The 22872-nt window shown below is 74.1% G+C and carries 9 protein-coding genes (1 of these 9 cut by a window edge); 4 read left to right on the top strand and 5 right to left on the bottom strand.

The genetic code is table 11. The features are described 5' to 3' along the window. The first annotated feature begins 11 nt into the window (after positions 1-11). From ACH4S7_RS32715 to ACH4S7_RS32705, 3 genes are all read left to right on the top strand, one after another. Positions 12-869, top strand: a complete 858-nt coding sequence (locus tag ACH4S7_RS32715) for a hypothetical protein (RefSeq protein WP_398525004.1) — start codon at positions 12-14, stop codon at positions 867-869. A gap of 85 nt (positions 870-954) precedes the next feature. Beyond that, a complete protein-coding gene (locus ACH4S7_RS32710) occupies positions 955-1182 on the top strand; it encodes an acyl carrier protein (protein WP_398525003.1) in 228 nt (75 codons plus the stop codon). Beyond that, entirely contained in the window at positions 1179-1943 is a 765-nt protein-coding gene (locus ACH4S7_RS32705) for a 4'-phosphopantetheinyl transferase family protein (RefSeq protein ID WP_398525002.1), read from the top strand. Before ACH4S7_RS32710 ends, ACH4S7_RS32705 begins: the two co-directional genes overlap by 4 nt. Before the next feature lie 410 nt (positions 1944-2353). Here ACH4S7_RS32705 and ACH4S7_RS32700 read toward each other — a convergent pair whose 3' ends face one another. From ACH4S7_RS32700 to ACH4S7_RS32685, 4 genes are read right to left on the bottom strand one after another with little or no spacing between them, the layout of a single operon-like run. Continuing rightward, the gene (locus tag ACH4S7_RS32700) at positions 2354-4120 is read right to left on the bottom strand and encodes an ABC transporter ATP-binding protein (RefSeq protein ID WP_398525001.1); all 1767 of its coding nucleotides are present in this window, start codon (positions 4118-4120) and stop codon (positions 2354-2356) included. After that, entirely contained in the window at positions 4113-5924 is a 1812-nt protein-coding gene (locus ACH4S7_RS32695) for an ABC transporter ATP-binding protein (protein WP_398525000.1), read from the bottom strand. The genes ACH4S7_RS32700 and ACH4S7_RS32695 overlap by 8 nt, the downstream gene beginning before the upstream one ends. Continuing rightward, complete coding sequence (locus ACH4S7_RS32690; protein WP_398524999.1) at positions 5921-6046, bottom strand: hypothetical protein; 126 nt, start codon at positions 6044-6046, stop codon at positions 5921-5923. The genes ACH4S7_RS32695 and ACH4S7_RS32690 overlap by 4 nt, the downstream gene beginning before the upstream one ends. A 3-nt stretch (positions 6047-6049) precedes the next feature. Then, positions 6050-6853, bottom strand: coding sequence for a siderophore-interacting protein (locus tag ACH4S7_RS32685; RefSeq protein ID WP_398524998.1), 804 nt, complete (start codon positions 6851-6853; stop codon positions 6050-6052). 143 nt (positions 6854-6996) lie between these two features. Here ACH4S7_RS32685 and ACH4S7_RS32680 point away from each other — a divergent pair, with 143 nt between their 5' ends. After that, positions 6997-7992, top strand: a complete 996-nt coding sequence (locus tag ACH4S7_RS32680; protein WP_398524997.1) for an ABC transporter substrate-binding protein — start codon at positions 6997-6999, stop codon at positions 7990-7992. A 117-nt stretch (positions 7993-8109) separates the two neighbouring features. On the opposite strand, the gene ACH4S7_RS32675 is transcribed toward ACH4S7_RS32680, so the two are convergent. Then, on the bottom strand, positions 8110-22872 hold the 3' portion of the coding sequence (locus tag ACH4S7_RS32675; protein ID WP_398524996.1) for an amino acid adenylation domain-containing protein. It continues 2250 nt past the right edge of the window; the window shows 14763 of its 17013 coding nt (coding positions 2251-17013); its start codon lies off the right edge, out of view — the gene reads right to left on this strand; it ends in the stop codon at positions 8110-8112.

Here is a 22872-nt window from a genome sequence, read left to right as displayed (position 1 = left end):
GGAGCGGATTCATGAGTACACCCAGCATCTCGGCCTTGCCGGACGGCGGCCTGAAGAACCCCGGCGCGGGCCTGATCACGCTGGACCCGGTCCGTACCGCACTGCTGCACGGCCTGGACGATCTGCTCACCGGTCTGGCCGCACGGCTCGCCGCCCCCGAGGTGGTGGGTCCGCCGCTGCTGTCGGTGGAGGGGCTGACGCGACTGGACTACTTCCGCAACTTCCCCCACCTCGGGGTCGCCGCCGGGCGTTTCGCCCCGGAGGAGATCGACGGCCTGGCGGCCGGTGAATCACCCGCCGAACTGCCGCTCCGGCCGACCGGTCATCTGCTCCCGTCCGCGACCTGTTACGGACTGCTGCTCTCCCTGGAGGGCCGGGACGTCGGCGACGGCGGGCTGCGGCTCTCCGCCACCGGTCGCTGCTTCCGCAATGAGACCCACTACGACGGGTTGCGGCGGCTGTGGGGCTTCCACATGCGCGAGGTCCTGTACCTCGGCACCAAACAGGGCTCGGTCGAGCACCTGGAACAGGGCGCCGATTTCGTCCGGGAGCTGGCCGGGCGCCTGGGCCTCGTGCTGACCCGGGCCGCGGCCGACGACCCCTTCTACGACAAGGGCGGCTCCCGGGCCCGGCTGATGGCGCTGGACCCGGTCAAACACGAGTTCAGCGCCCCCGACGGCACGGCCATCGCCTCCGTGAACCGGCACCGGAACTTCTTCGGTGAACGGCTGGACATCCGCGCGGGCTCCCAGGGGCCGGCGTACAGCGCCTGCGTCGCCTTCGGCGTCGAACGCTGGGTCCACGCGATGATCCTCGCCCACGACACCCCCGAGCGGGCACTGGAGAGACTCCGTGACGCCCGGACCTGAGCCCATTCCCCCCGGCGGGCGTCCCGGCCCCCCGGCACTCAGGAACCCCCGTAACAGTCGACAGTTAAGGAACAGCCCCCGCCCCATGGAACGAATCGCCGCCTGGCTCCACGAGAAGAACCCCGGCCTTGAGGGCCCGATCGACGTCGACGAGGACCTCATCGAGGCCCGTCTCATCGACTCCATGGACTTCCTGGAATTCGTCGACCTCCTGGAGGAGATCTCCGGCAGCGTCATCGACCTCCAGGAAGTCACCATCGACGACTTCCGCACGCTCAGCCGCGTCGAGAAGCGATTCCTGAACCTCCCATGACCGGCCAGCGGGCCGGCGGGGGACCGGGTGAGCGCCCGACCGTGACCGGCGACCGGCCCCCCGGCGGAGTGGGCCGTACGACCATGGCCGTGGTGGCGACCACCGGGGAGGTGCTGGCCCATCCGGAGCTGCACGAGGGCCTGCTCGCGCCGTGGGAGCTGCGGCGGCTGGCCCGGATACGGCTACCGGACCGCCGTGACGACGTGGTGGCGGCGCGGCTGCTGCTGCGGCTGTGCGTCGGCCGGTTCACCGGGCGGCCCCCGCGTGAGTCGGACCCGGCCCAGCACTGCGCCGGATGCGGGCGGTACGGGCACGGTCGCCCGTATCTGCGCGGCCGGCCCGGGGTGGGCGTCAGCCTGAGCCACGCCGACGGGCTGGTCGCGGCGGCCGTCGGGCCCGGTTCGGTCGGAGTCGACGTGGAACCCTCGACGCGCAGGCCCGGTCCGCTCTCGGTGCTGAGGCGGCTGCTGCCCGAAGCCGAACTGCGGGAGGCCACCGCCCGCCGGGACCCCGGTGCGGCGCTGCTCCGGCTGTGGGTGCGGAGGGAGGCCGTGCTCAAGGCCGGGCAGGATGGCGACCTCCGGCTGCTGGAGTGGACGGACCGGCGGCGGGCGGCCATGGTGACGGTGGCCAGCACCGCTCCGGCCACCACCTTCTCCGTCGGTTCAGAGGACCGGTTCAGAGGACCGGATCGGGGGACCGGTTCAGAGGGGTGGTTGAGAAGACCGGTTCAGGGGATCGGTCGCCTAGGTCGTGTCTGACAAATCTCGTCTGGCTCGCGACGCCCTGCACGCACACTCGCTGCGTTGTCGAGTCATCCAAGTACGTCCAGTACGAGGACGACCTCCCCCTGGCTTCGCCGGGGGGACCCCCACCGCCTTGCGATTGCACGCACCGGACGCCGCGCGCCCCACCCTTCGGGTGGACGACGCTATTTGTCAGACACTCCCTAGGCCGGTAAGCCCCCTGGTCGGTGAACTGAGGCGCTGAAGTCGTGAAGCGGTGACGGGTGAGGCTCCGCGCCGACCTCGATTCCTTGTTGAGCCGGTCGCCGGTCGCCGGTCGCCGGTCGCGGGTCGACCGCCACCGCCCACGGCCGATTCCCGCGCGCCGGCCCCGGGTTCTCGATCCCCGGGGCCGGATCGCTCGCCGGCCCGACCGTGACCCCCGCTCACCGCCCCGTCAGGACGGCTCCCGCGTCGAGACTGACGATCCGGGGCAGCCGGTTGATCGTCGTCTCGCGGTGCGCGATGACGATCAGTGTGCGGTCCGCCCGCAGGGTGTCGATCGCGGTCTCCACCCGCAGCGCGGTGTCCGGGTCGATATCGGCGGACGCCTCGTCCAGGACGAGTACGGCCGGATCGACCAGCGCGGCCCTGACCAGACCGATGAGCTGGAGCTCTCCCGCCGAGAGCCCGCCCGCACCGCCCCCGAGCGGAGTGTGGAGACCGCCGGGGAGACCCTCGACCCACTCGGTCAGGCCGAGTTCCCGCACGGCGGCCCGGATCCTGTCCTCCCCCGGATCGCCGGGAACCAGTCCGAGGTTGTCCAGCAGGGTGCCCCGGATCAGATGAACACGCTGCGGGATGAGGACGATACGCCGGCGCAGCTCGTCCGGCGGCAGGTCACGCAGGTCCCGGCCGTCGTAGCGGACACTGCCGGAATCGGGGGTGTAGAGGCCGGTGAGCAGTTTGGCCAGAGTGGTCTTGCCGGCCCCGGTCGGGCCGATGAGACCGACCCGTTCCGCGGGTTCGATCCGCAGGGTCAGTCCGGACAGGACCGGGGTGGAGGACACATACGCGTAGCGCACCCCGTCCGCCTCCAGCACCCCCCGGGCCGCGGTCGGTGCCAGTGCCCCGCGTGCCGCCGTCGACTCCCCGTCTGCCGGGGTGGCCGCCTCCGGCCCGTCCCCGGTTGCCGGCGCGGTGTCCCCGCGCGTGTTTCCGTCGGGTGCCGTACGGGCGAGGAGGTCCAGCAGCCGGGCGAGCCCCACCAGGGTGAGCTGGAGCTGACCCATGAGATTGGACGCCTGGGTGGCCGAGTCGAAGAGCTGACGGGTCGCCAGCACGAAGACCACGACCGTACCGACGCTGATCCGGCCATCGGCGGCGAGCCATCCGCCGATCAGCAGGAGTGCGGCGGTGGTCACCCCCTGGACGAGCCGCGCGAGGCTGATGATGAACAGCGAGCGCTGGCTGCGGCGGGCGGCCCGGTACCGCCGGTCCGCGTCCTGGCGGAACCGGCCGCGCCAGAACTCCACACCCCCACCGGTCACCAGCATCTCGCGGGACTGGACGAGCTCCCGGTAGGTCGCGGCGACGGTGCCCGCGGCGGCGGCCTCGGCGGCGAACGCCGGGGTGGCGGCCCTCTTGAACCGTCGCAGCACCCAGACGATCGCCGGTACGAAGGCCACCAGGGTGACGAGGGTCAGCAGGGGTGAGTAGCCGAGCAGCAGCACCGTCGTGAAGAGGAGGTATCCGGCGACGGTCAGCAGCTCCGGTAGCTGTGCGCGGACGAAGGTGGCGAGATCCGCGATCTCGGTGGTGGTCCGGCGCAGCAGATCGCCGGAGGGCTGCGCTTCCAGGAAGCGCAGCGGGGCCCGGGAGAGGCGCTCCACGGTAAGGTCGCGCAGCCGCCGTACCACCCGTTCGCCGACCGTGGTCAGCAGGATCTCGGCCCGCCGGAACAGGATCAGCCGCAGCAGGGCCAGCGCGGTCAGCACCCCGACCGAGATGAGCAGTCCCGTCCGGTCCCGGGCCAGCAGTTGATCGACACCGGCGCCGATGACCGCGGGCACCGCGACGGTGGTGAGGGTGGCCGCGGCGCTGGTGACCAGGGCGATCACGATGGCGCGCCGATGGGCGCGCATATGGGGCCAGGCCCGGCGGAGCACCCCGCGCTGATCAGGGGCGGCGGAGAGGGGTTTCTGTTCAGCCACCGGTGGTCACACGGTCCTTCGTTCGGGCCGGACCCCCGGCGGATTCGAGTGTGATCACCTGGTCGGCCGCGGCCAGTACCGCCGGCCGATGGGTGGCGCAGACCACGGCCGTCTCGCCGGACCACTCCCGCAGCCGGTCGATCACGGTGCGTTCGGTGGCGGTGTCGATGGCCGAGGTGACATCGTCCAGCAGGAGTACGGCGGGGCGGCGGAGTACGGCCCGGGCCAGCGCGAGGCGCTGGAGTTGGCCGCCGGAGAGGGTGCTACCGCGTTCGCCGACCTCGGTGCCGAGCCCGTCGGGCAGTGAGTCGAGGTAGTCGTCGAGGGCCGCGACCCGGCAGGCGGCGCGCAACTCCTCGTCGTCGAAGTCGCCGCCCAGCCGCAGATTGTCGGCGAGGGTCCCGCTGATGGTGACCGGACGCTGGGGGACGAAGCCGATCAGACGGTGCGTCAGAGCGGGGTCCGCCTCGCCCAGGGGGACACCGCCGAAGGCGATGGATCCGCCGTCCGGGGGGACGAGCCCGGCGAGCACCCGCAGCAGTGTGGTCTTACCGGAAGCGGTCGCTCCGGTGATGGCGATCAGAGCGCCGGGACGGACCGTGAGACTGACCGGTGCCAGCAGGGTGCGCCCTCCGGCGGTACGGGTGACCGCGTCGGCGGTGAGTTCCCCCCGGGCGGGCAGGGACCGGCCCCCGGTGGGGGGTTCGCCGGGGCCGGGCAGCAGGATCTCCTGGAGGCGGCGGGCGGCGGTGGTGGCCTGGCTCAACTGGCTGATCCGCAGGGTGAGTACGCCCACCCACATCACCAGCATGCTCATCCAACTGGTGAAGGCGACGATGCCGCCGACCGACATGGTGTCCCGCAGCACGGCGAGTCCGCCGACGCCGAGCCCGGCGCCGATGGCGAGGGCGGGCACGAAGGGGGAGAGCGCGGCCCAATCGGCCGATATCCGGGCGGTGGTCAGGGTGTGGTCGGTGACCTCGGTACTGCGCGCGTGATGCCGGTCCACCAGGGCGGGTTCACCGCCGATGCCGCGCACGGCGGCGCTGGCCGAGAGGAGTTCCTCGACCGCGTCGGCCCGGCCGCCGTGGGCGGCCGAGAGACGGGTGTTGGCCGTGCCGAAGCGCCGGGGGAACCAGTGGGTGTTGAGCCAGACCAGGGGGGGTACGCAGACCAGGCAGACGACCGCGAGGAGCGGGTCGAGGCGGACGATGGCGACGATCATCAGCAGGAATCCGACGACTCCGCTGACGAAGGAGGCGAAGCCCATCAGCCAGGTGCGGACCAGGTCGACGTCCCGGGTACCGCGCATCCCCAGATCGCCTTCGCCGAACCGGTCGAGGCTCCGTCCGTCGAGCCGGGAGACCCGGTCGGCGAGCAGTTGGTACAGCCGGTTGCCCCCCAGGGTTCCGGCGATGGTGGAGAACCAGCCGAGCAACATCTCGGCCAGCGCGGCGACGACACTCGCGGCCAGCACGACCAGGGCCCACCGGCGCAGGGCGTCGGTGTCCTCGCCGACGATGCCTTCGTCGACGGCGCGTTCGATGCACCAGGGGAGCGCGATCAGCGCGAGCTGGTAGCAGAGCCCGCCGAGCACGGCCGGCAGGAGGAGTCCCGAGCCCCGGCGCAGGGTGGCGCCGAGCAGCCGCAGCCCGTCCCGGGTGGTGGGTTCCGCGTGGCCGGCCCCCGGGGGCTCCGGGGAGCGCGGCACGGTGTCGCCCGTGGCGCGCCCCCGCGAGGTTCCGGGGCGGTCCGCTGGGTTGTCGGGGGCCCGGTCCGGGTCCGGTGCGCGGGGCGGCGTCATACGGTGCCTCCGGGGGCGCGGTCCGGCCGGTCCGGGGCGGCCTCCGTCGGTCGATGGGGACGGCCGTGGTGGTCGGTGCCGCCCCGGGACGGGGTGGTGGCGTCGGATGCCGCGACGGGCATGGGTCAGACCTCGCTGTCCTGGGTCTCGCCCCTGGTCCAGTAGGGGGTCAGATGGGTGTCGGCGCGTGCCACGCCGAGTCCTTCGACGAAGTGGCGGCGGAGCGCGCGTACGACCTCCCGTTCGGCCGCGCCCCAGACATTCCCCCGGCCGGCCGGCGCGGAGAGCGCGGTGGCCCGCTCGTGGAGGAGTTGCCCGGCCGGGCGCCGGCCGCGGTTGAGCCATTCGATCTGGGCGTCCGCCCGGGTGGTCAGTCGTTGTTCCTCGGCCCGGTCGGCGACTTCGATGAGCGCCGACACCGGTAGATCCGGGGGGAGTTGTTCCAGGATCGCGCCGATGGCCGGAAGTGCGGTCTCGTCGCCGAGGAGGATGGTCCACTCCGCTTCGGGAGCGGGTGACCAGCCGGGACCCGGGCCGAACCAGATCGCCTCGTCGCCGGGTGCGGCCCGCTCGGCCCAGCCGGAAGCGAGCTGGTCGGCTCCGTGCAGCACGAAGTCCATGTCCACCTCGCCGAGTTCGGGACGGTGGTGGCGGATGGTGTAGCGGCGCAGCCTCGGTTTGGCCACCGGCAGCAGCGCGCGGGCGGCCTCGGTGGTGAAGGGCCGGGGCAGTTCCACCCCGGGTTCGTAGAAGTAGAGCGCCACATGCTGATCGGTGCCGTTGCTGTGCAGCCCCGCCAGTCCGTCGTCGGCGAAGGTGATGCGCGCCATGTGCGGGGTGATCCGCTCCGTGTGCCGAACCCGTGTCACCCGCAGTTCTCCGGACCGGCGGTGTTCGCCGTGCCGGCTCCGGGCCGATGCCCCACTCATTTTCGGTAACTCCTCATCGCAGACTTTCCGTTGGATGTCATAGATCGTCTCTGGAAGGAGTAGCTTAGGCAAGCCTTACCTTGCCGCCGTCGGGTGGCGAGGGTGGGGTTTCCGCTCGGCGATCGATGGAGGAGAAACCGAAAATGACCCGCTCGCGCACGATGTACCACGCTCTGGGCCGGAGGAACTTCCTGGGTGGGCTGACCGCAGGCGCGGCGGCCCTGGGGTTGACCGCCTGTGGTGTGAGCGAGTCCTCGGACGGAGAGAACGGCGGCGGCAAGGACAAGGGGGGCGCGAAGAGCGGTGGCACCCGCACGGTGCGGGCCGACAACGGCGTGATCACGGTGCCGGAGAACCCGAAGCGGGTGGTGGTCACCGACAACTACGCGGCGCTGATGCTGCTGGAGCTGGGTGTGGTGCCGGTCGGCGTTCCGGACGGCACCGCGCTGCCGACGCTGATGTCCGCCGCGGACTACGACCGGCTGAAGGACGTCAAGACGATCGGCGCCCCGGGCAGCCCCAACCCACAGGCGGTGGCGGCGCTCGAACCGGATCTGATCGTCGATCAGTTCTACCGGGAGAAGGCCGGCGTACTCAAGGCGGTGGCCCCGGTCACCCACTTCGACTGGACCGCCGACGCGCTCTGGCACGAGCAGATAGCCAAGGTCGCCGACGCGGTCAACCGGGAGTCGAAACTGACCGAGTTGAAGGCGCGGTACGAGACCCGCCTCAAGGAGGTGAAGACGGCCTACGCCAAGCAGATCGCCACCTCCGTCTGGGCCCCGCTGAGTGGCGGCCCCAGCGGTAAGTTCTTCCTCGGCACCCCGGTGGTCACCGTGATGCGCGACCTCGGTCTCACGATCGGGGCCGGGATTCCGGCGGCCAAGGGCGAGAAGTTCATCCCCAAGAGCTATGAGGAGATGGACGTGCTCGGCGACTGCACCGCGCTGATCTACCCGGTGCAGTTCGACGGCAAGGCCACCCCCACCACCCAGGCACTCCTCGACCACAAGCTGTGGAAGGCCGTACCCGCCGTCAAGGCGGGCCGGGCCTTCCCCTCGCAGCACTTCCTGATGGCGAACTACTCCTTCGCGATCGGCGCGGTGGACGAGGTGGAGAAGATGCTGAAGAAGCTCTGACCGCCGGCGCGGTGTGCGCCGGGGACCACGGCCCCCGGCGCACACCGCTGTGCCGCCAGCCGGCCCCCGGCGGCCCCCGGGAATGTCTCCCGGCGGACGGGATCCCGACGGCACGGCCTACGCCCCGTACGCCTTGGCGAGGGCGCGCAGCGCGTCGGTCCAGGCGTCGGCCAGGCTCCGTACCTCCGGTTCGGTGAGCAGCCCGCCCGGCCAGACCAGGCCCGCGTCCAGTACGCCCCCGCCGGGGGAGTCGCGCACCGAGACGGCGATGTCCAGCAGATGCGCGACCGGGGCGTCGGGATCGCGTCCGCTGCCGAGCACCCCGGCCTCCGGCGCCCCCGCCCAGTCGCCGCCCGTACCGCTGCCGGAGAACCGGCCCAGGTAGTCGAACACCACCTCGGGCTCGTCGCCCAGCCCGGAGTGCCGCCGCCGCAGCAGGCCGTAGCCGATGCCGGCAGCGGGCACCGCCGCCAGCGCGTCCGCCATCCGGCGCACCAACTCGGCGGGACTGTGGGCGGAGTCGAGTGCCACCCCCCGGGCGTCGAGCACCACCGGGTGCACCGAGGTGAACCGTCCGACGGTACGGGAGAGATCGGCGCCCGCCAGGAGTTCCTGCTCCCGTCCGTGGCTCTCCAGGGCGACCGGGGTGTGATCGCCCCCGAGGTCGCCCCGGTCGCGCCGCCACTCCGCGAACGCCTGCGCGAGCGCCCCCAACAGGACCGCGCGCACGGACCCGCCGTCCCGCAGGGCCGGTGCGTCGAGCAACGGCCCGGTGTCCTCGGGCCCGAGCTGGACACTCAGCCGGCGCAGGGTCCGCACGGTGTCGGTGGCCGGATCGAGCGGCCGGCCGGCGATGCGGCCCGGCGGGCCGGCGAGAACCCGCCGCCAGTACGGCAGTTCCGTCTCGTGGCGCGGCGTCACCGCGTCGAGATGCCGAGCCCAGGTGCGGTACGAGGTGGGCACCGGCGGCAGCGTCGGTGCCCGCCCTTCGTGGGCCGCCTCCCAGGCCGCGCGCAGGTCATCGTGGACGATGCGCCAGCTGGCCGCGTCCACGACGAGGTGGTGGAGCAGGATCAGCAGCCGCCCCGGCCGCGACCGCCCGGCGTCGAACCAGACCACCCGGATCATCCGTCCCCGGTTGGGATCGAGCTCGGCGACCGCCCCGCGCAGCTTCTCCCCGATCACATGGGCGAGTTCGGGACCGTCGGGCACCCGGATGACGGACGTCCGCGCCACCGTCCCGGCGGGGAGCCGGGTCCCCCGCGCGGCCGGTCCTGGCACCTCCAGTCGCCAGGGCTCACCGGCCTCCCGTACCAACCGGGCCCGCAGCACCGGATGACGGGCCAGCAGCGCGCGGACGGCGGTGATGAGATCGGCCCGCCGCATCCCGGCGGGGGACCGCAGCACGGTTGACTGGCAGTGACCGGCGAGCGGCCCGCCCAGCTCCCGCAGCCGGTCGAGGCCGGGGACGAGCGGGGCGTCGCCGACGGCCGCCGAGGGGTCCTCGGCCGCGGTGGGCGGAGCGTCGTCGCCGAGCACGCCGGCGAGCGCGGCGGGGGTGCGGAGCCGGAACACATCGCGCGGGGAGAGCCGTCGGCCCTCGGCACGCACCGCCCCGACCAGCCGGAGGGAGACGATGCTGTCGCCGCCGAAGGCGAAGAAGTCGTCGTCGGCGCCGATCCTCGGCAGCCCGAGAACCCTCGCCATCACGGTGCAGAGCAGGGTCTCCGCCGCACCGGACGGTTCCCGTCCGAGCGCGGTCGCGCCGAAGTCGGGGGCGGGCAGCCGGTCCTTGTCCAGCTTGGCGTTGGCGGTCATCGGCAGCTCGCCGACGACGACGACGGCGGCGGGCACCAGATGAGCGGGCAGCCGGCCGGCGAGCCCGGCGCGGAGGGCGGCCGGATCGGGAGCGGCGCCGGGGTCCGGTACGGCGTAGCCGACGAGCCGCCGCACCCCGCCGTCGGTGCGGGCGACGACCACCGCCCGGTCCACCCCGGGCAGGGCGGCCAGCGCGGCACCGACCTCACCGGGCTCCACCCGGAAGCCACGGATCTTGATCTGGTCGTCCACCCGGCCGAGGAACTCCACCGCCCCGTCCTCGGTCCACCGGGCCATGTCGCCGGTGCGGTAGAGCCTGTTGCCGCCCGCGCCGAAGGGGTCGGCGACAAAACGCTCCGCCGTCAGCGCGGGGCGGCCGAGGTAGCCACGGGCCAGCCCGGCACCGGCGAGGTACAGCTCCCCGGCCACCCCCGGCGGCACCGGCCGGAGCCAGGCGTCCAGGAGACGGACGCGGGCGTTGTCGACGGGCCGCCCGATCACGGGCCCGTCGTGGTCCCCGACCCGGGCGAAGAGCGAGTCGACGGTGCACTCGGTCGGCCCGTACAGATTGACGGTCTCGGTCCCCGGCAGTCGCCGCAGCCTGGCCCACTGGTCCTCGGGCACGGCCTCCCCGCCGACCCCCAGCAGCGGCAGCGGGCACCGGCCGCCCTCGGTCAGGCCCGCGCGTTCCAGCTCGGCCAGGACCGAGGGCGCGACCTCGATGAAGTCGACGGCCCGCTCCCGGAGATAGCGGTGCAGGGCCTCCGGGTCGCGCTGGATCTCCTCGGAGAGCACATGGACGCAGTGCCCGTGGAAGAGCCACAACTGCGGCTGCCAGGCGGCGTCGAACGAGAACGACCAGGCGTGGCCGATGTTCAGCCGCCGCCGACCGGTCCGCGCGACGACCGGCTCGTACAGATTCCGGCGGTGACTGTGGAAGAGGTTGACCACATTGCGGTGCGAGACGACCACCCCCTTGGGGGTGCCGGTGGAACCGGAGGTGTGGACGACGTACGCCGGGTGGTCCGCACGGAGCGGGACCACCGGCGCGGTGCCGGGCAGCCGCCCCAGCGCCGCGGTCACCTCCGGGTCGTCCAGGACGACGATCCGCGGTACGAGACCCCCCAGGGCCGCCGCCCGCGCCGCCAGAGCGCTGGTGGTGACCAGCAGCCGGGGAGTCGTGTCACGGGCCATGAAGGCGAGCCGCTCGTCCGGATAGCCGGGGTCCAGGGCGAGCGAGGCCGCCCCGGCACGGTGCACGGCGGCGATGGCGACCAGCATCTCCTCGGTGCGCGGCAGCATCAGCGCCACGATGTCCTCGGGCCCCGCGCCGTGCCCGGCGATCAGCCGGGCGAGACGCCCGGAACGGAGGTCCAACTCCGCGAAGGTGACGACGGTGTCACCGCTGACGACCGCCGGGGCGGTCGGGTCGGCCGCGATCCGCTCGGCCAGCAGTTCGGGCAGGGTCCCCGGCGGATGGGGCTGGTCGGTGGCGTTCCAGCCGGAGAGGATCAGCTCGCGTTCGGCGGCATCGAGGGATTCGACGCGGTACGCGGGGGAATCGGGCCGGTCGCCCAATTCCCGCAGGAGGTGGACGAACCGCCGCATCAGCGCCTCGGCAGCGGCCTCGGTGACGAGGTCCGGACGGTACTCCAGCAGCAGTTTCCCGGCCGCCGGGGCGACGACCAGGGTCAGCGGATAGTGGGTGTCGCCCGTACTGGTGCCGTCGGTGACCCGCAGCGCACCGGACTGTTCGGCGGCGCGCAGACCCTCCGCGTCCACCGGATAGTTCTGGAAGACGAGCAGCGTGTCGAACAGCTCACCGGACGCGCCGTCGCCGGGCCGCGCGGTGAGGCGCTGGATCTCCGAGAGCCCCAGGTGCTGGTAGGCGGTGAGACGGGACTGCGCGTCCTGGAGCCGGGCGAGGGAACGGCGCACCGTACCGCCGACGCCGGAGTGCCGGAGGTCCACCCGTACCGGCACGGTGTTGATGAAGAGCCCGGTCATGCCCTCCACCCCGTCGATCTCCGGCGGCCGGCCCGAGACGGTGGCGCCGAAGACCACGTCGTCCCGGCCGGTCTGCCGGGCCAGCAACAGCCCCCAGGCGAACTGCATCACCGTATTCGGCGTGACATCGGCCGACCGGGCCAATTCGGCCAGCCGTTCCGCCAGCGGGGCGTCGATGGTGTGCGGAATATGCCGGGACGGCACCGGTTGACGGGCCGGGTCGGCCGGGGCGATCAGGGTGGGTTCGCCGAGACCCGCCAGCGCGCCGCGCCAGGCCGTACGGGCGACCTCCGGGTCCTGCCGGGTCAGCCAGCGCAGATACTCCCGGAACGACGGCCGGAGGGCGGGCGCGGGCGCGGTGCCGGTGCGCGCCGCGTACAACTGGAACAGCTCCTCCAACAGCAGCGGCACCGACCAGCCGTCCAGCACGGCGTGGTGATTGGTGACGATCAGTGCCCAGCCGCCGTCCGCCGCCAGCCGCACCAGGCGCAGCCGCACCAGCGGCGGCGCGGCCAGATCGAAGGGACGGACCCGGTCGGCCTCGGCCAGCCGCGCCAGCGCGTCCCGCTCGTCCGGTGCGTCGGTCCCGCCGTCGTCGCCGGAGCCGGTGGCCCGGAGATCGGTGACGGTGACATCGGGTTCGACCGCGTCGAGGACGGCCTGTACGGCGGTCCCGCCGGCGCTGCTCACCAGGGCGGTCCGCAGATTGTCGTTGCGGTCCAGCAGATCACCGGTGGCGGCGCACAGCGCGGCCGGGTCCAGCTCGCCCTCCAGCCGGAGGGCGAGCTGCATGGTGTAGACGTCGAGCCCGTCCCCGGCGAGTTCGGTGAGGAAGTGGAAACCCTCCTGGAGCGGGGCGAGCGGCCAGACGTCGGTGAGGCCGGGGAACCTCCGCTGCAACTCCTCGACATCGGGCTGCCCGAGCGTGACGAGGGGGAAGTCGGACGGTGTGCGCGTGGTGGCCCCGGGCCGGTGTGCGAGGGTGCGCAGGGCCGCGCACCAGAGGTCGGCGAGACGCTCGACGTCCGCCGTGGGCAGCACCGCGGGGAGATGGGCCCAGCGGCCGGTGAGGACCGGACCTTCAGGGCCGTCCACGGCGGTGGTGGTGATCTCCAACGGGAACAGGACCGGCGCCCGGTGCCGTACGGGGACGGGCTCGGGCAGTGCCTCCGGAGCCTCGGGCCAGCCGTCGGACCCCGCCGCCCCGGACCGTACGTCGTGGTGCGCGAAGGAGATCTCCGGAGTACGCGGCGGCGCGGCGGCGCGGTCGCCGAAGCGGTGCAGCAGACCGTGTCCGATGCCGTCGTCCGGGGTGGCGCGGAGCTGCTCCTTGACGCCGATCAGTACGCGTCGCGCGGCGGCCCCGTCATGGGCTGCGGCCGCCGGATCGACGCCCGCGGTGTCGAGGAGGAGGGGATACCGGGTGGTGAACCAGCCCACGGTGCGGGAGAGATCGCTGCCCGGCACGACACCCGCCGCCCGCCCGTGCGCGCGCACCGCGACGACGTCGGGGCCGTGCTCCGCCTCGCCGCGCTCCCACCGCCACTGGGCGAAGGCGATGGCGGCGGCGGTCAGCGCCACGTCCTGGACGGTGCCGTGCACCGAGGCGGGCACAGCGGTGAGCAGGGCGCGGGCGGTGGCACCGGTGAGGGTGCGCTCCAGCCGTACCCGGGCCTCCCGGGTGTCCACGGCCGGATCGAGCGGGCGGGCGCCGAGCGCGGGCGCCGCCGCGCCGTCCCGGGCCAGCCAGACGCCGTCCTCGGTCCGTCGCCCGGGTTCCCCGGCCGCGTCGGCGAGCCCCAGGGCCCACTGGCGGAAGGACGTCGTGCCATCGGCGGTGTCGGGCCCGGTCCCGTTGATCACGGAGTGATGGGCGGCGGCGAGATCGGCGGCCAGTACGGGCCAGGACGCCTCGTCCACGGCCAACTGATGGACGGCCAGCAGCAGCCGTCCGCCCCGGTCGGGTCCGAGGTCCGCGTGGACGGCGCCGATCAGCCGGCCCTCGCCCGCGTCGAGCCGGTCGATCGCGTCGGCGGCGAGCTCGCCGAGACGCCCCGGCACCAGCGCGTCGGGCAGCTCGCCGAGGTCGACCGTCGGGAGCGCCGCCGGGGTCTCGGCGGCCCCGACCGGGATGTCCAGCGCGCCCTCGGCCACGAGTGCGGCCCGGAGCACCGGATGCCGGTCGGTGAGACGGCGGAGGGCGGTGGCGAGCGTGGCGGCGGTCGCGTCCGGCGGGGTCACGAGGGACCGCCACTGGTACAGGCCGTCCAGCGCGCCCTGTTCCCGCGCCCAGCGCATGACCGGGGTCAGCGGAAGACGGCCGGTCGGCGGCAGCGCGCGGGCACCGGGGACGACGTCGATGGGCAGCGCGATCCGGGCCAGCGCGGCGGGCGTCTTGTGCTCGAAGACCTCCCGCGGGGTGAGGACGAGTCCGGCCCGGCGGGCGCGGGCGACCAACTGGATGGAGAGGATGCTGTCGCCGCCGAGCGCGAAGAAGCTGTCCTCCGCCCCGGCCGCCGGCGCGCCGAGCAGTTCGGCGAAGAGCCCGGTGAGCAGGGCCTCCCGGATACCGCGCGGGGCGGCACCGCCCGCGGTCGCCGCGAGGTCGGGAGCGGGCAGCGCGGCCCGGTCCAGCTTGCCGCTGGCGGTCAGCGGCAGCCGCTCCAGCGCGATCAGGGCGGCGGGCACCATATGGCCGGGCAGTCGCGCGGCCAGTCGGGCGGACAGCTCCGCCGGGTCCGGCACGGTGTCACCACGGGGCACCAGATAGCCCGTCAGCAGGGGCCTGCCCGGCAGGTCCTCGCGGAGCAGCACGGCGGCGGCGGAGACGTCCGGCTCCTCGCCGAGCACGGCCTCGATCTCGCCGAGCTCCACCCGCAGCCCGCGGAGTTTGACCTGACCGTCGGCGCGGCCGATGAACACCAGCGCGCCATCCGCCCGGCGGCGCACCAGATCACCGGTGCGGTAGAGCCGTTCCCCCGGGACGCCGAAGGGATGGGCCACGAACCGTTCGGCGGTCAGCGCGCTCCGGGCGTGGTAGCCGCGCGCCAACTGACGGCCGCTGAGGTACAGCTCACCGGTGACACCGTCGGGCACCGGCCGCAGCCAGGCATCGAGCACATGGGCCCCGGTGTTCCAGACGGGCCGCCCGATGGGCACGGTCCCGCCGGGGGCGGTGCTCGCGGAACCGGCGGCGGTTTCGGAACCGGCCGGCCAGGCGGTGACATCGACGGTGGCCTCGGTCGGCCCGTACAGATTGTGCAGCGCGGCGCCGGGCAGCACCTCGCGCACGGCGCCGGCGACGGCCCGGGGGAGCGCCTCGCCGCTGGCGATCACCAGGCGCAGCGTGCCGCAGTCGGCGGCGGCGGGTTCGGCGGCGAAGGCGGCCAGCATGGACGGGACGAAGTGGGTGACGGTGACCTCGTGCCGCCGGATCGCCGCGGCGACCTGGACGGGGTCGGTGTGGTGTCCGTCCGGCAGGACGACGAGCACCGCACCGGTCAGCATCGGCAGGAAGAACTCCCAGACCGAGACGTCGAAACCGGCCGGGGTCTTCTGGAGCACCCGGTCGGCCGGGCCGATCCCGTACTCCTCCGCCATCCAGCGCAGCCGGTTGACGAGCGCTGCGTGGCTGACGGTGACGCCCTTGGGGCGGCCGGTGGAGCCCGAGGTGTAGAGGAGGTACGCGGCGTGCTCCCCGCGCGCTCCGGTGGGGACGGGCGACGGATCGGCGACGGCGAGCGCGCCGACGGTGGCCGGTGCGTCGAGGAGGAGGAGTTCCACCCCCTCCGGGACGGGGAGCGCCGCGACGGCGGTGACGTCACCGCGGCTCAGCACCACCCGGGGCGCGCTGTCGGCGAGCACATGGGCGAGCCGTTCGGCCGGATAGCCGGTGTCCAGGGGGACGTAGGCGCCTCCGGCGCGGTGCACCGCGTGCAGGGCGACCACCAGATCGGCGGAGCGCGGCAGGGCGACGGCGACCCGGGTCTCCCGGCCGACCCCGCGGTCCCGCAGCAGGGCCGCGAGCCGCGCCACCCGGTCGTCGAACTCGGCCGTCGTCAGCGTCAGATCGCCGTCGACGAGGGCGGTCGTACCGGCCGGCGCCGACCGGTACCGGTCGGCCAGCAGCTCGGGCAGGGTCTCCGCCGGGAGCGGGCGCTCCGCACCGGTGCCGGCCGCCAGGATCCGGGCACGTTCGGCGGGGGTGAGCACCCCGGCGCGGTGGAAGGGCAGATCCGGCTGGGCGGCGAGCGCGGTGAGCAGGGCGGTGTACCGGTCGGCGAGAGCACGGGCCGTCGACTCGTCGAAGAGGCTCGTCTGGAAGGTGAGCATGCCGTTGACCCCGCCCCCGCCGGGCCGTTCGGCGAGGGTGAACATCAGGTCCAGCTTGGCGGTGCCCGGGTCGGCGCCGAGCGGTGTGACGGTCAGCCCGGGCAGGGTGAGTTCGTCGTCGGAGACGTTCTGGAAGACCAGCATCACCTGGAAGAGCGGGTTCCGGGCGAGGGTCCGCTCGGGCGCGACCATCTCCACGAGCTGCTCGAACGGCAGATCGGCGTGGTCGAAGGCGGCCAGATCGGTCTCCCGCACCCGGCCGAGGAGTTCCCGGAAGGTGGGGCGTCCGCTCAGATCGGTGCGGAGGACGAGGGTGTTCACGAAGAAGCCGACGACGTCGTCGAGCGCGGCGTCGGTGCGCCCGGCGACCGGGGTGCCGATCGGCAGGTCGGTCCCGGCGCCGTGGGCGGCGAGCAGCACCGCGAGACCGGCCTGGGCGGCCATGAAGACACTGGTGCCGTTCTCGGCGCTCAGGGCGCGGAGCGCGCGGTGCGTCCGGGCGCCGATCTCGAAGGTGACGGTCTGCCCGTCGTGGTGCTCCTCGGCCGGCCGGGGCCGGTCGTAGGGCAGGGCGAGCTCCTCGGGTGCCCCGGCGAGCGCCCGGCGCCAGTGGGCGGCCTGCCGGGCCACGAGGCTGTCGGGGTCGTCCTCGGTGCCGAGGAGGTCCCGCTGCCAGACCGCGTAGTCGGCGTACTGCACCGGCAGCGGCCGCCAGTCGGGTTCGGTGCCGGTGACCCGGGCGGTGTAGGCGGCGCGCAGATCCTCGGTGAGCGGGCGCATCGACCATTCGTCACCGGCGATGTGATGGAGCATCACACAGAGGACGTGATCGGTCTCGGTGCGCAGCAGCCGCACCCGCAGCGGAATCTCGGTGATGATGTCGACGGGGTGGGTCACCTGGGTGTGCACGGCCCGGGCCAGATCCGCCTCGGGGACCGTCCGTACGGTGAAGTCGGCGGCGGCCCGGGCGGTCTCCTCGTCCAGGACGTGCTGGTACGGCAGTCCGTCGGTGTCCGGGTAGACGGTGCGCAGGCTCTCGTGGCGGGTGACGACATCACCGACGGCCAGCCGCATCGCCTCGGTGTCCAGGGCCGGCTCGCCTCCGATGCGGAGTGCGAAGAACAGGTTGTAGGTGGCGCTGGGTCCGTCGAGGCGGTGCAGGAACCAGAGGCGGCTCTGCGCGAAGGAGAGCGGCAGCCGTTCGTCGGGCGCGGGGGTACGGGGGACGAGGGGGGCGCGGCCCGCGCCGCGCGGCAGGACGGTCTCGGCGAGCGCGGCGGGGGTCGGATGGTCGAAGACGTCCCGCAGGGCCACCTCGGCACCGAGGGTGGCGCGGAGCCGGTTGGCGAGCCGCATGGCCAGCAGGGAGTGCCCACCGAGCTGGAAGAAGTCGTCGTCGGGTCCGACCCGGGGCACTCCGAGCACATCGGCGAAGAGTTCGGCGAGCACCGCCTCGCGGGCGTCGCGCGGGGCCCTGAGCTGCCCGCCGGAGGCGGCGGTCCCCGGCGCGGGCAGAGCGGCCCGGTCGGTCTTGCCGTTGGGCGTGAGCGGGATCTCGGCCACTTCGATCAGCAGCGAAGGCACCAGGTGGTCGGGCAGCCGCTCGCCGAGGAACTCGCGCACCCCGGCCGCCTCACCGGTGACGTAGCCGATGAGCCGGATGGCGCCGGACGCGTCGGGCACCCCGATGACGACCGCGTCGCCGATCGCGGGATGGGCGCGCAGCACCGCCTCGATCTCGCCCGGCTCGACGCGGTGGCCGCGCACCTTCAGTTGGTGGTCGGCCCGGCCCAGGATGTGCAGGGTGCCGTCCGGCCGCCGGGCGGCCAGGTCCCCGGTGCGGTAGAGCCGCGCGCCCGGCGGACCGTAGGGATCGGCGACGAACCGCCCGGCGGTCAGCGGGGACCGGCCCAGATAGCCGCGGGCCACCCCGGAGCCGCCGATGTACAGCTCTCCGGGCGCCCCTTCGGGGGTGGGCCGGAGCCAGGAGTCGAGGATCCGCAGGGTGGTGTTGCGCAGCGCGCCGCCGACGTGCGGGGCGCCGCCGTCGCCGGTCAGATCGGCGACCGTCGACCAGATCGTGGTCTCGGTCGGCCCGTACAGATTGATGAGCCGTTCGCCCGCGGCGAGTTCCGCGGCGAGGTCGGCGGGGAGCGGTTCGCCGCCACTGAGGACGGTGAGCCCTCGCAGGATCGCGGGGACGGCCTCGGTCAGCCCCCGCCACAGGGAGGGAGTGGCCTGGAGATGGGTGGCCCCGGAGCGCTCGGCGAGCGCGGCCAGCAGCAGCGGGTCCCGGGCCTGGTCGTGGTCGGCGAGGACCACGGTGGCGCCGGTGACCAGCGGGACGAACAGCTCCAGGGCGGCGATGTCGAAGCTGACGGTGGTCACGGCGAGGAGCCGCTGCCCCGGTCCGCTGCCGACCGTCTCGGCCATCGCGTCGAGCAGGTTCGCCAGACCCTCGTGGGTGACGACGACCCCCTTGGGATCACCGGTCGAACCGGAGGTGTGGATGACATAGGCGGCGCCGCCGGGGGGCGGCCGGTCACCGGGCAGCGGCGGCCGGGGTGCGTCCGCCCCGTCCCGTACCGTCGTGCGTTTGTACGGTTCCTCCGCGGCCGCCAGGACCGGGGAGTCCGGGCCGACGGTGAGCAGCGGCCGGGAGTCCGCCAGCAGATAGGCCACCCGCTCGGCGGGGAAACCGGGATCGACGGGGACGTACGCCGCCCCGGTGGCCGCCACCGCGAGCAGGGTCGCGACGAGGTCGGCGGAGCGCGGCAGGGCCACGGCGATCAGGGTCTCGGGGCGGGCGCCCCCGGCCGCGAGCCGGGTGGCGATGCTGGTGACCCGGGCACTGAGCCGGGCGTAACTCCACTCCTCGTCCCCGGTGATGAGCGCGGGCGCGTCCGGGGTCGCGGCGGCCTGTCGCCGGAAACGACCGGCGAGTCCGAGCGGCGTGATGGGCGCGGCCTCCCCGGCGGGCAGGGCGTGGGCGGTACCGCCGGGTACCAGTGCGCGGGTGGTGCGCCCCGGATGGTCGGTGAGCCGCTCCAGCGTCCCGACGAGCAGCTCACCGATGGCCCGGGTGCGCTCGGCGGGGAGGATGTCCGGCCGGTGGTCGAGCGCGAGCGCGAGCCGTTCCCGGCCGGGCAGGGCGACCAGCACGAGCGGATAGTGGGTGGCGTCGTGGCCCTCCGCCGCGGTCACCCGCAGTCCGGCGCGTTCCTCGGCGCGCCGCAGTTCCCCGGCGTCGACGGGGAAGTTCTCGAAGAGGATCAGAGTGTCGAAGAGCTCCCGGTGCCCGGCCAGCCGCTGGAGCTCCGCCAACGGCTCGTACTGGTGGTCCAGCAGCCGGGACTGCCGGTCGGCGACCTGCCGGACCAACTCGGCGACGGGCTGGTCGGGGCGGGTCCCGACCCGGGCGGGCACGGTGTTGATGAAGAGGCCGACCATCCGCTGCGCCCCGTCGAGATCGGCGGGCCGGCCGGAGACCGTGACACCGAAGCAGACGTCGGTACGGCCGGTGAGCCGGCCCAGGACCAGCGCCCAGGCGGTCTGTAGGACGGCGTTGACGGTGACCTGCTCGGCCCTGGCGAGGGCGAAGACCTTCGCGACGAGGGCGTCCGGCAGCTCCAGTTCGACGCGCTCCGGCACTCCGGCGGGTGTCCCGGCGGCGTGCGGTACGAGCTGGGTGGGTCCTTCGATCCCGGCGAGGGTCTCCCGCCACAGCTCACGGGTCTCGTCCCGGTCGCGGTCGGCGAGCCAGAGCAGATAGTCGCGGTACGGGCGGGGCGCGGGGCCGGGTTCGCCCCGGTAGAGCGCCAGCAGGTCCTGCACGAGGACGGGCCCGGACCAGCCGTCCAACAGGATGTGGTGCGAGGTGAGCGCGAGGAGTTGCCGCCGGGCGCCCAGCCGGATGAGGGTGAACCGGATCAGCGGCGGTTCGGAGAGGTCGAAACCGCGCTCCCGTTCCCCGGCGAGGATCAGCCGGGCCCGCTCGGGGATCCGCAGACCGCGGGCCCCGTCCCGGGTACCGGGCTCGGACACCGCCGGACCGGCCGGCGGACGGGTCACCTCGTCGGCCGCATCGCCCAGGTCGTGCTCCGCCCAGGGCGGTTCCGTCTCCGCCGCCACGGCCTGGAGCGGATCCGCCCCCTGGCGGCTGTGGAAGGAGGCGCACAGACTGGGGTGGCGGGCCAGCAGTTGACGGCTCGCCGCCCGCATCCGGTCGGTGTCGAGCGCGCCGTCGAACTCCAGGGTGGTCTGGGTGACGTAGACATCGGGCCCGTCGCCCTCGGCACCGTAGGCGGCCAGGAAGTGGAGCCCTTCCTGGAGCGGCGACAGCGGCAGCAGGTCGGCGAGCGGGCGCCGCGCCTCCAGCGCGTCGATCTCCGGCTGGGCGACGGTGACCAGCGGGAAGTCGGACGGAGTGTGCCCGCCGGCGCCGGGGTCGCTCAGATGGCGGCGGAGGGTGCGCAGCGCCGTCAGCCACAGCTCGGCCAACCGGGCCACATCGGCCTCCGCCAGCAGGCGCGGGGCGAAGCCGAATCCGGCGTGCAGGGTGGGTCCTTCGGGGCCGTCCACGGCGGAGACATTGAGCTGGAGGGTGTGCGCGAGGGGCAGCGCGTCGTCCGCGCCGCCGCCGAAGGAGCCGGTCAGGGCGGGGCTCCAGGGCTTCGGCTCCGACCCGCCGCCACCGGGCGCGGCGAACCGGCCGAGATAGTTGTAGCCGATCTCGGGGGCGGGGGTCCGGGCGAACCGCTCGGCGTGGTCCGGGTGGAGATACCGGAGCAGCCCGTGGCCGAGGGAGTCACCGCCGGGCGGACGGAGCTGCTCCTTGACGCGTTTGACCACGGCGCCGGCTTCGCCCGCACCGCCGGGCTCCAGACCGCCGAGGTCGAGCCGGGCCGGGTGCACACGGGTGAACCAGCCGACCGTACGGGACAGTTCGGCGCCCGGGACGGCGTCCTCGTCGCGGCCGTGGCCCTCCAGATCGACCAGCACGGGACCGGTGTGCCCGCGCCAGGCCGACAGCGCCATCGCGAGGGCGGCGAGCAGCACGGTGTCGGGTCCGGTGTGGTAGCGGGTGGGCAGTTCGGTGAGCAGCGGTCCGGCGGTCGCCGGATCCAGTCGTACGGAGACGGTGCGCAGGGCGCCGACGGTGTCGGCGGCCGGATCCAGCGGCCCGGCGATCCGGGCCGGGTCGCCGTCGAAGAGCGCCAGCCAGTCGTCGGCGGTGGCGACGCGCCCGGGGTCGACGGCGGCGTCCCGAAGCCCTCGGGCCCACTCGGTCAGGGAGGTGCCCACCGGCGGGAGTTCGGCGGGGACACCGGTACGGGCGGCCTCGAAGGCGGTGCCGAGGTCGTCGGTCAGCACCCGCCAGGAGACCCCGTCCACCACGGCGTGGTGGATCAGCAGGGCGAGCAGTCCGCCGCGGTCCGCCCCGGCGTCCAGCCAGACCGCCCGCACCATAGCGCCCCGGTGCGGGTCGAGTGCTGCGGCGGCGCGCCGGGCGTGCGGGCGCAGCACGGCCGGCAGCTCGTCCGGTGGGGCGCCCGCCGCGTCGACCCGGGTGATCAGCGCGGTGGCGTCCACGGAGTCGTGCGGCGGGATCTCCAGCGCGGTGGGCGTGAGCCTGGCACGGAGCGCCTCGTGGTGGCCGATGACCTGGGCGAGTCCGGCCGTCAGTTGGTCGAGCCTGGTGCCGGCGGGGGTGTGCAGAACCAGGGACTGGTGGTAGCCGGTCAGTGGGCCGCCGCGTTCGATGAGGGAGCGCAGGACCGGGGTGAGGGGTGCGCTGCCGCCGGAGGTACGGCCGGGCCCCTGGCGGGCGGGCGGAGTGTGCGCGGACCGGGCGACGGTGGCCAGGGCCTCGACGGTGCGGTGGTCGAACACATCGCGCGGGCGGAGCAGCAGGCCGTGCCGGCGGGCCGCGCCCACCAACTGGATGGCGGAGATGCTGTCGCCGCCGAGGGCGAAGAAGCCGTCGTGGACGCCGACTCCGGGCACGGCGAGGACTTCGGCGAAGAGCTGGGCGAGCCGGGTCTCCCGCTCGGTCCTGGGCGGGGTGCCCCCGGCCACGGCGGTGAAGTCGGGGCCGGGGAGCGCCGTGCGGTCGATCTTGTTGGCCCGAGTGAGGGGCAGCGCGTCCAGCAGGACGACGGCGGCGGGCACCAGATGGTCGGGCAGGGCCAGCCCGACCCAGGCGATGAGTTCGGCCGGGTCGGGTGTCCCCCCGGCAACGGGCACCGCATGGGCGATCAGCCGCCGTACGCCCCGGCCGTCGACGGGGGCGGTGACCACGGCCTGGGCGATGCCCGGATGGTCGGTGAGCCGGGCCTCCACCTCACCGGGCTCGACCCGGAACCCCCGGATCTTGAGCTGGTGGTCGGCGCGCCCTGCGTACTCCAGTTCACCGGCGGCGTTCCAGCGGGCGAGGTCACCGGTGCGGTACATCCGGGTGCCCGGCGGGCTGCCGAGTGAGGTGGGGGCGGCGACGAAACGGTCCGCGGTGGTGCCGGGCCGGCCGAGATAGCCGCGCGCCAGCCCCGTACCGGCGATGTACAGCTCGCCGAGGACGCCCGGGGGCACCGGGCGCAGCATGTCGTCGAGGACGAGGGCCCGCTTGTTGACGTCGGGCGGGCCGATCGGGACCGGTCCGCCGGTCCAGTCGGCCGGTACCCGCCAGGTGGCGGAGTTGACGACGGCCTCGGTGGGTCCGTACGC

It is taken from the genome of Streptomyces sp. NPDC020965, from assembly GCF_044333555.1.
Taxonomy (GTDB): Bacteria; Actinomycetota; Actinomycetes; order Streptomycetales; family Streptomycetaceae; genus Streptomyces.
This window is presented reverse-complemented; position numbering and strand designations above follow the sequence as displayed.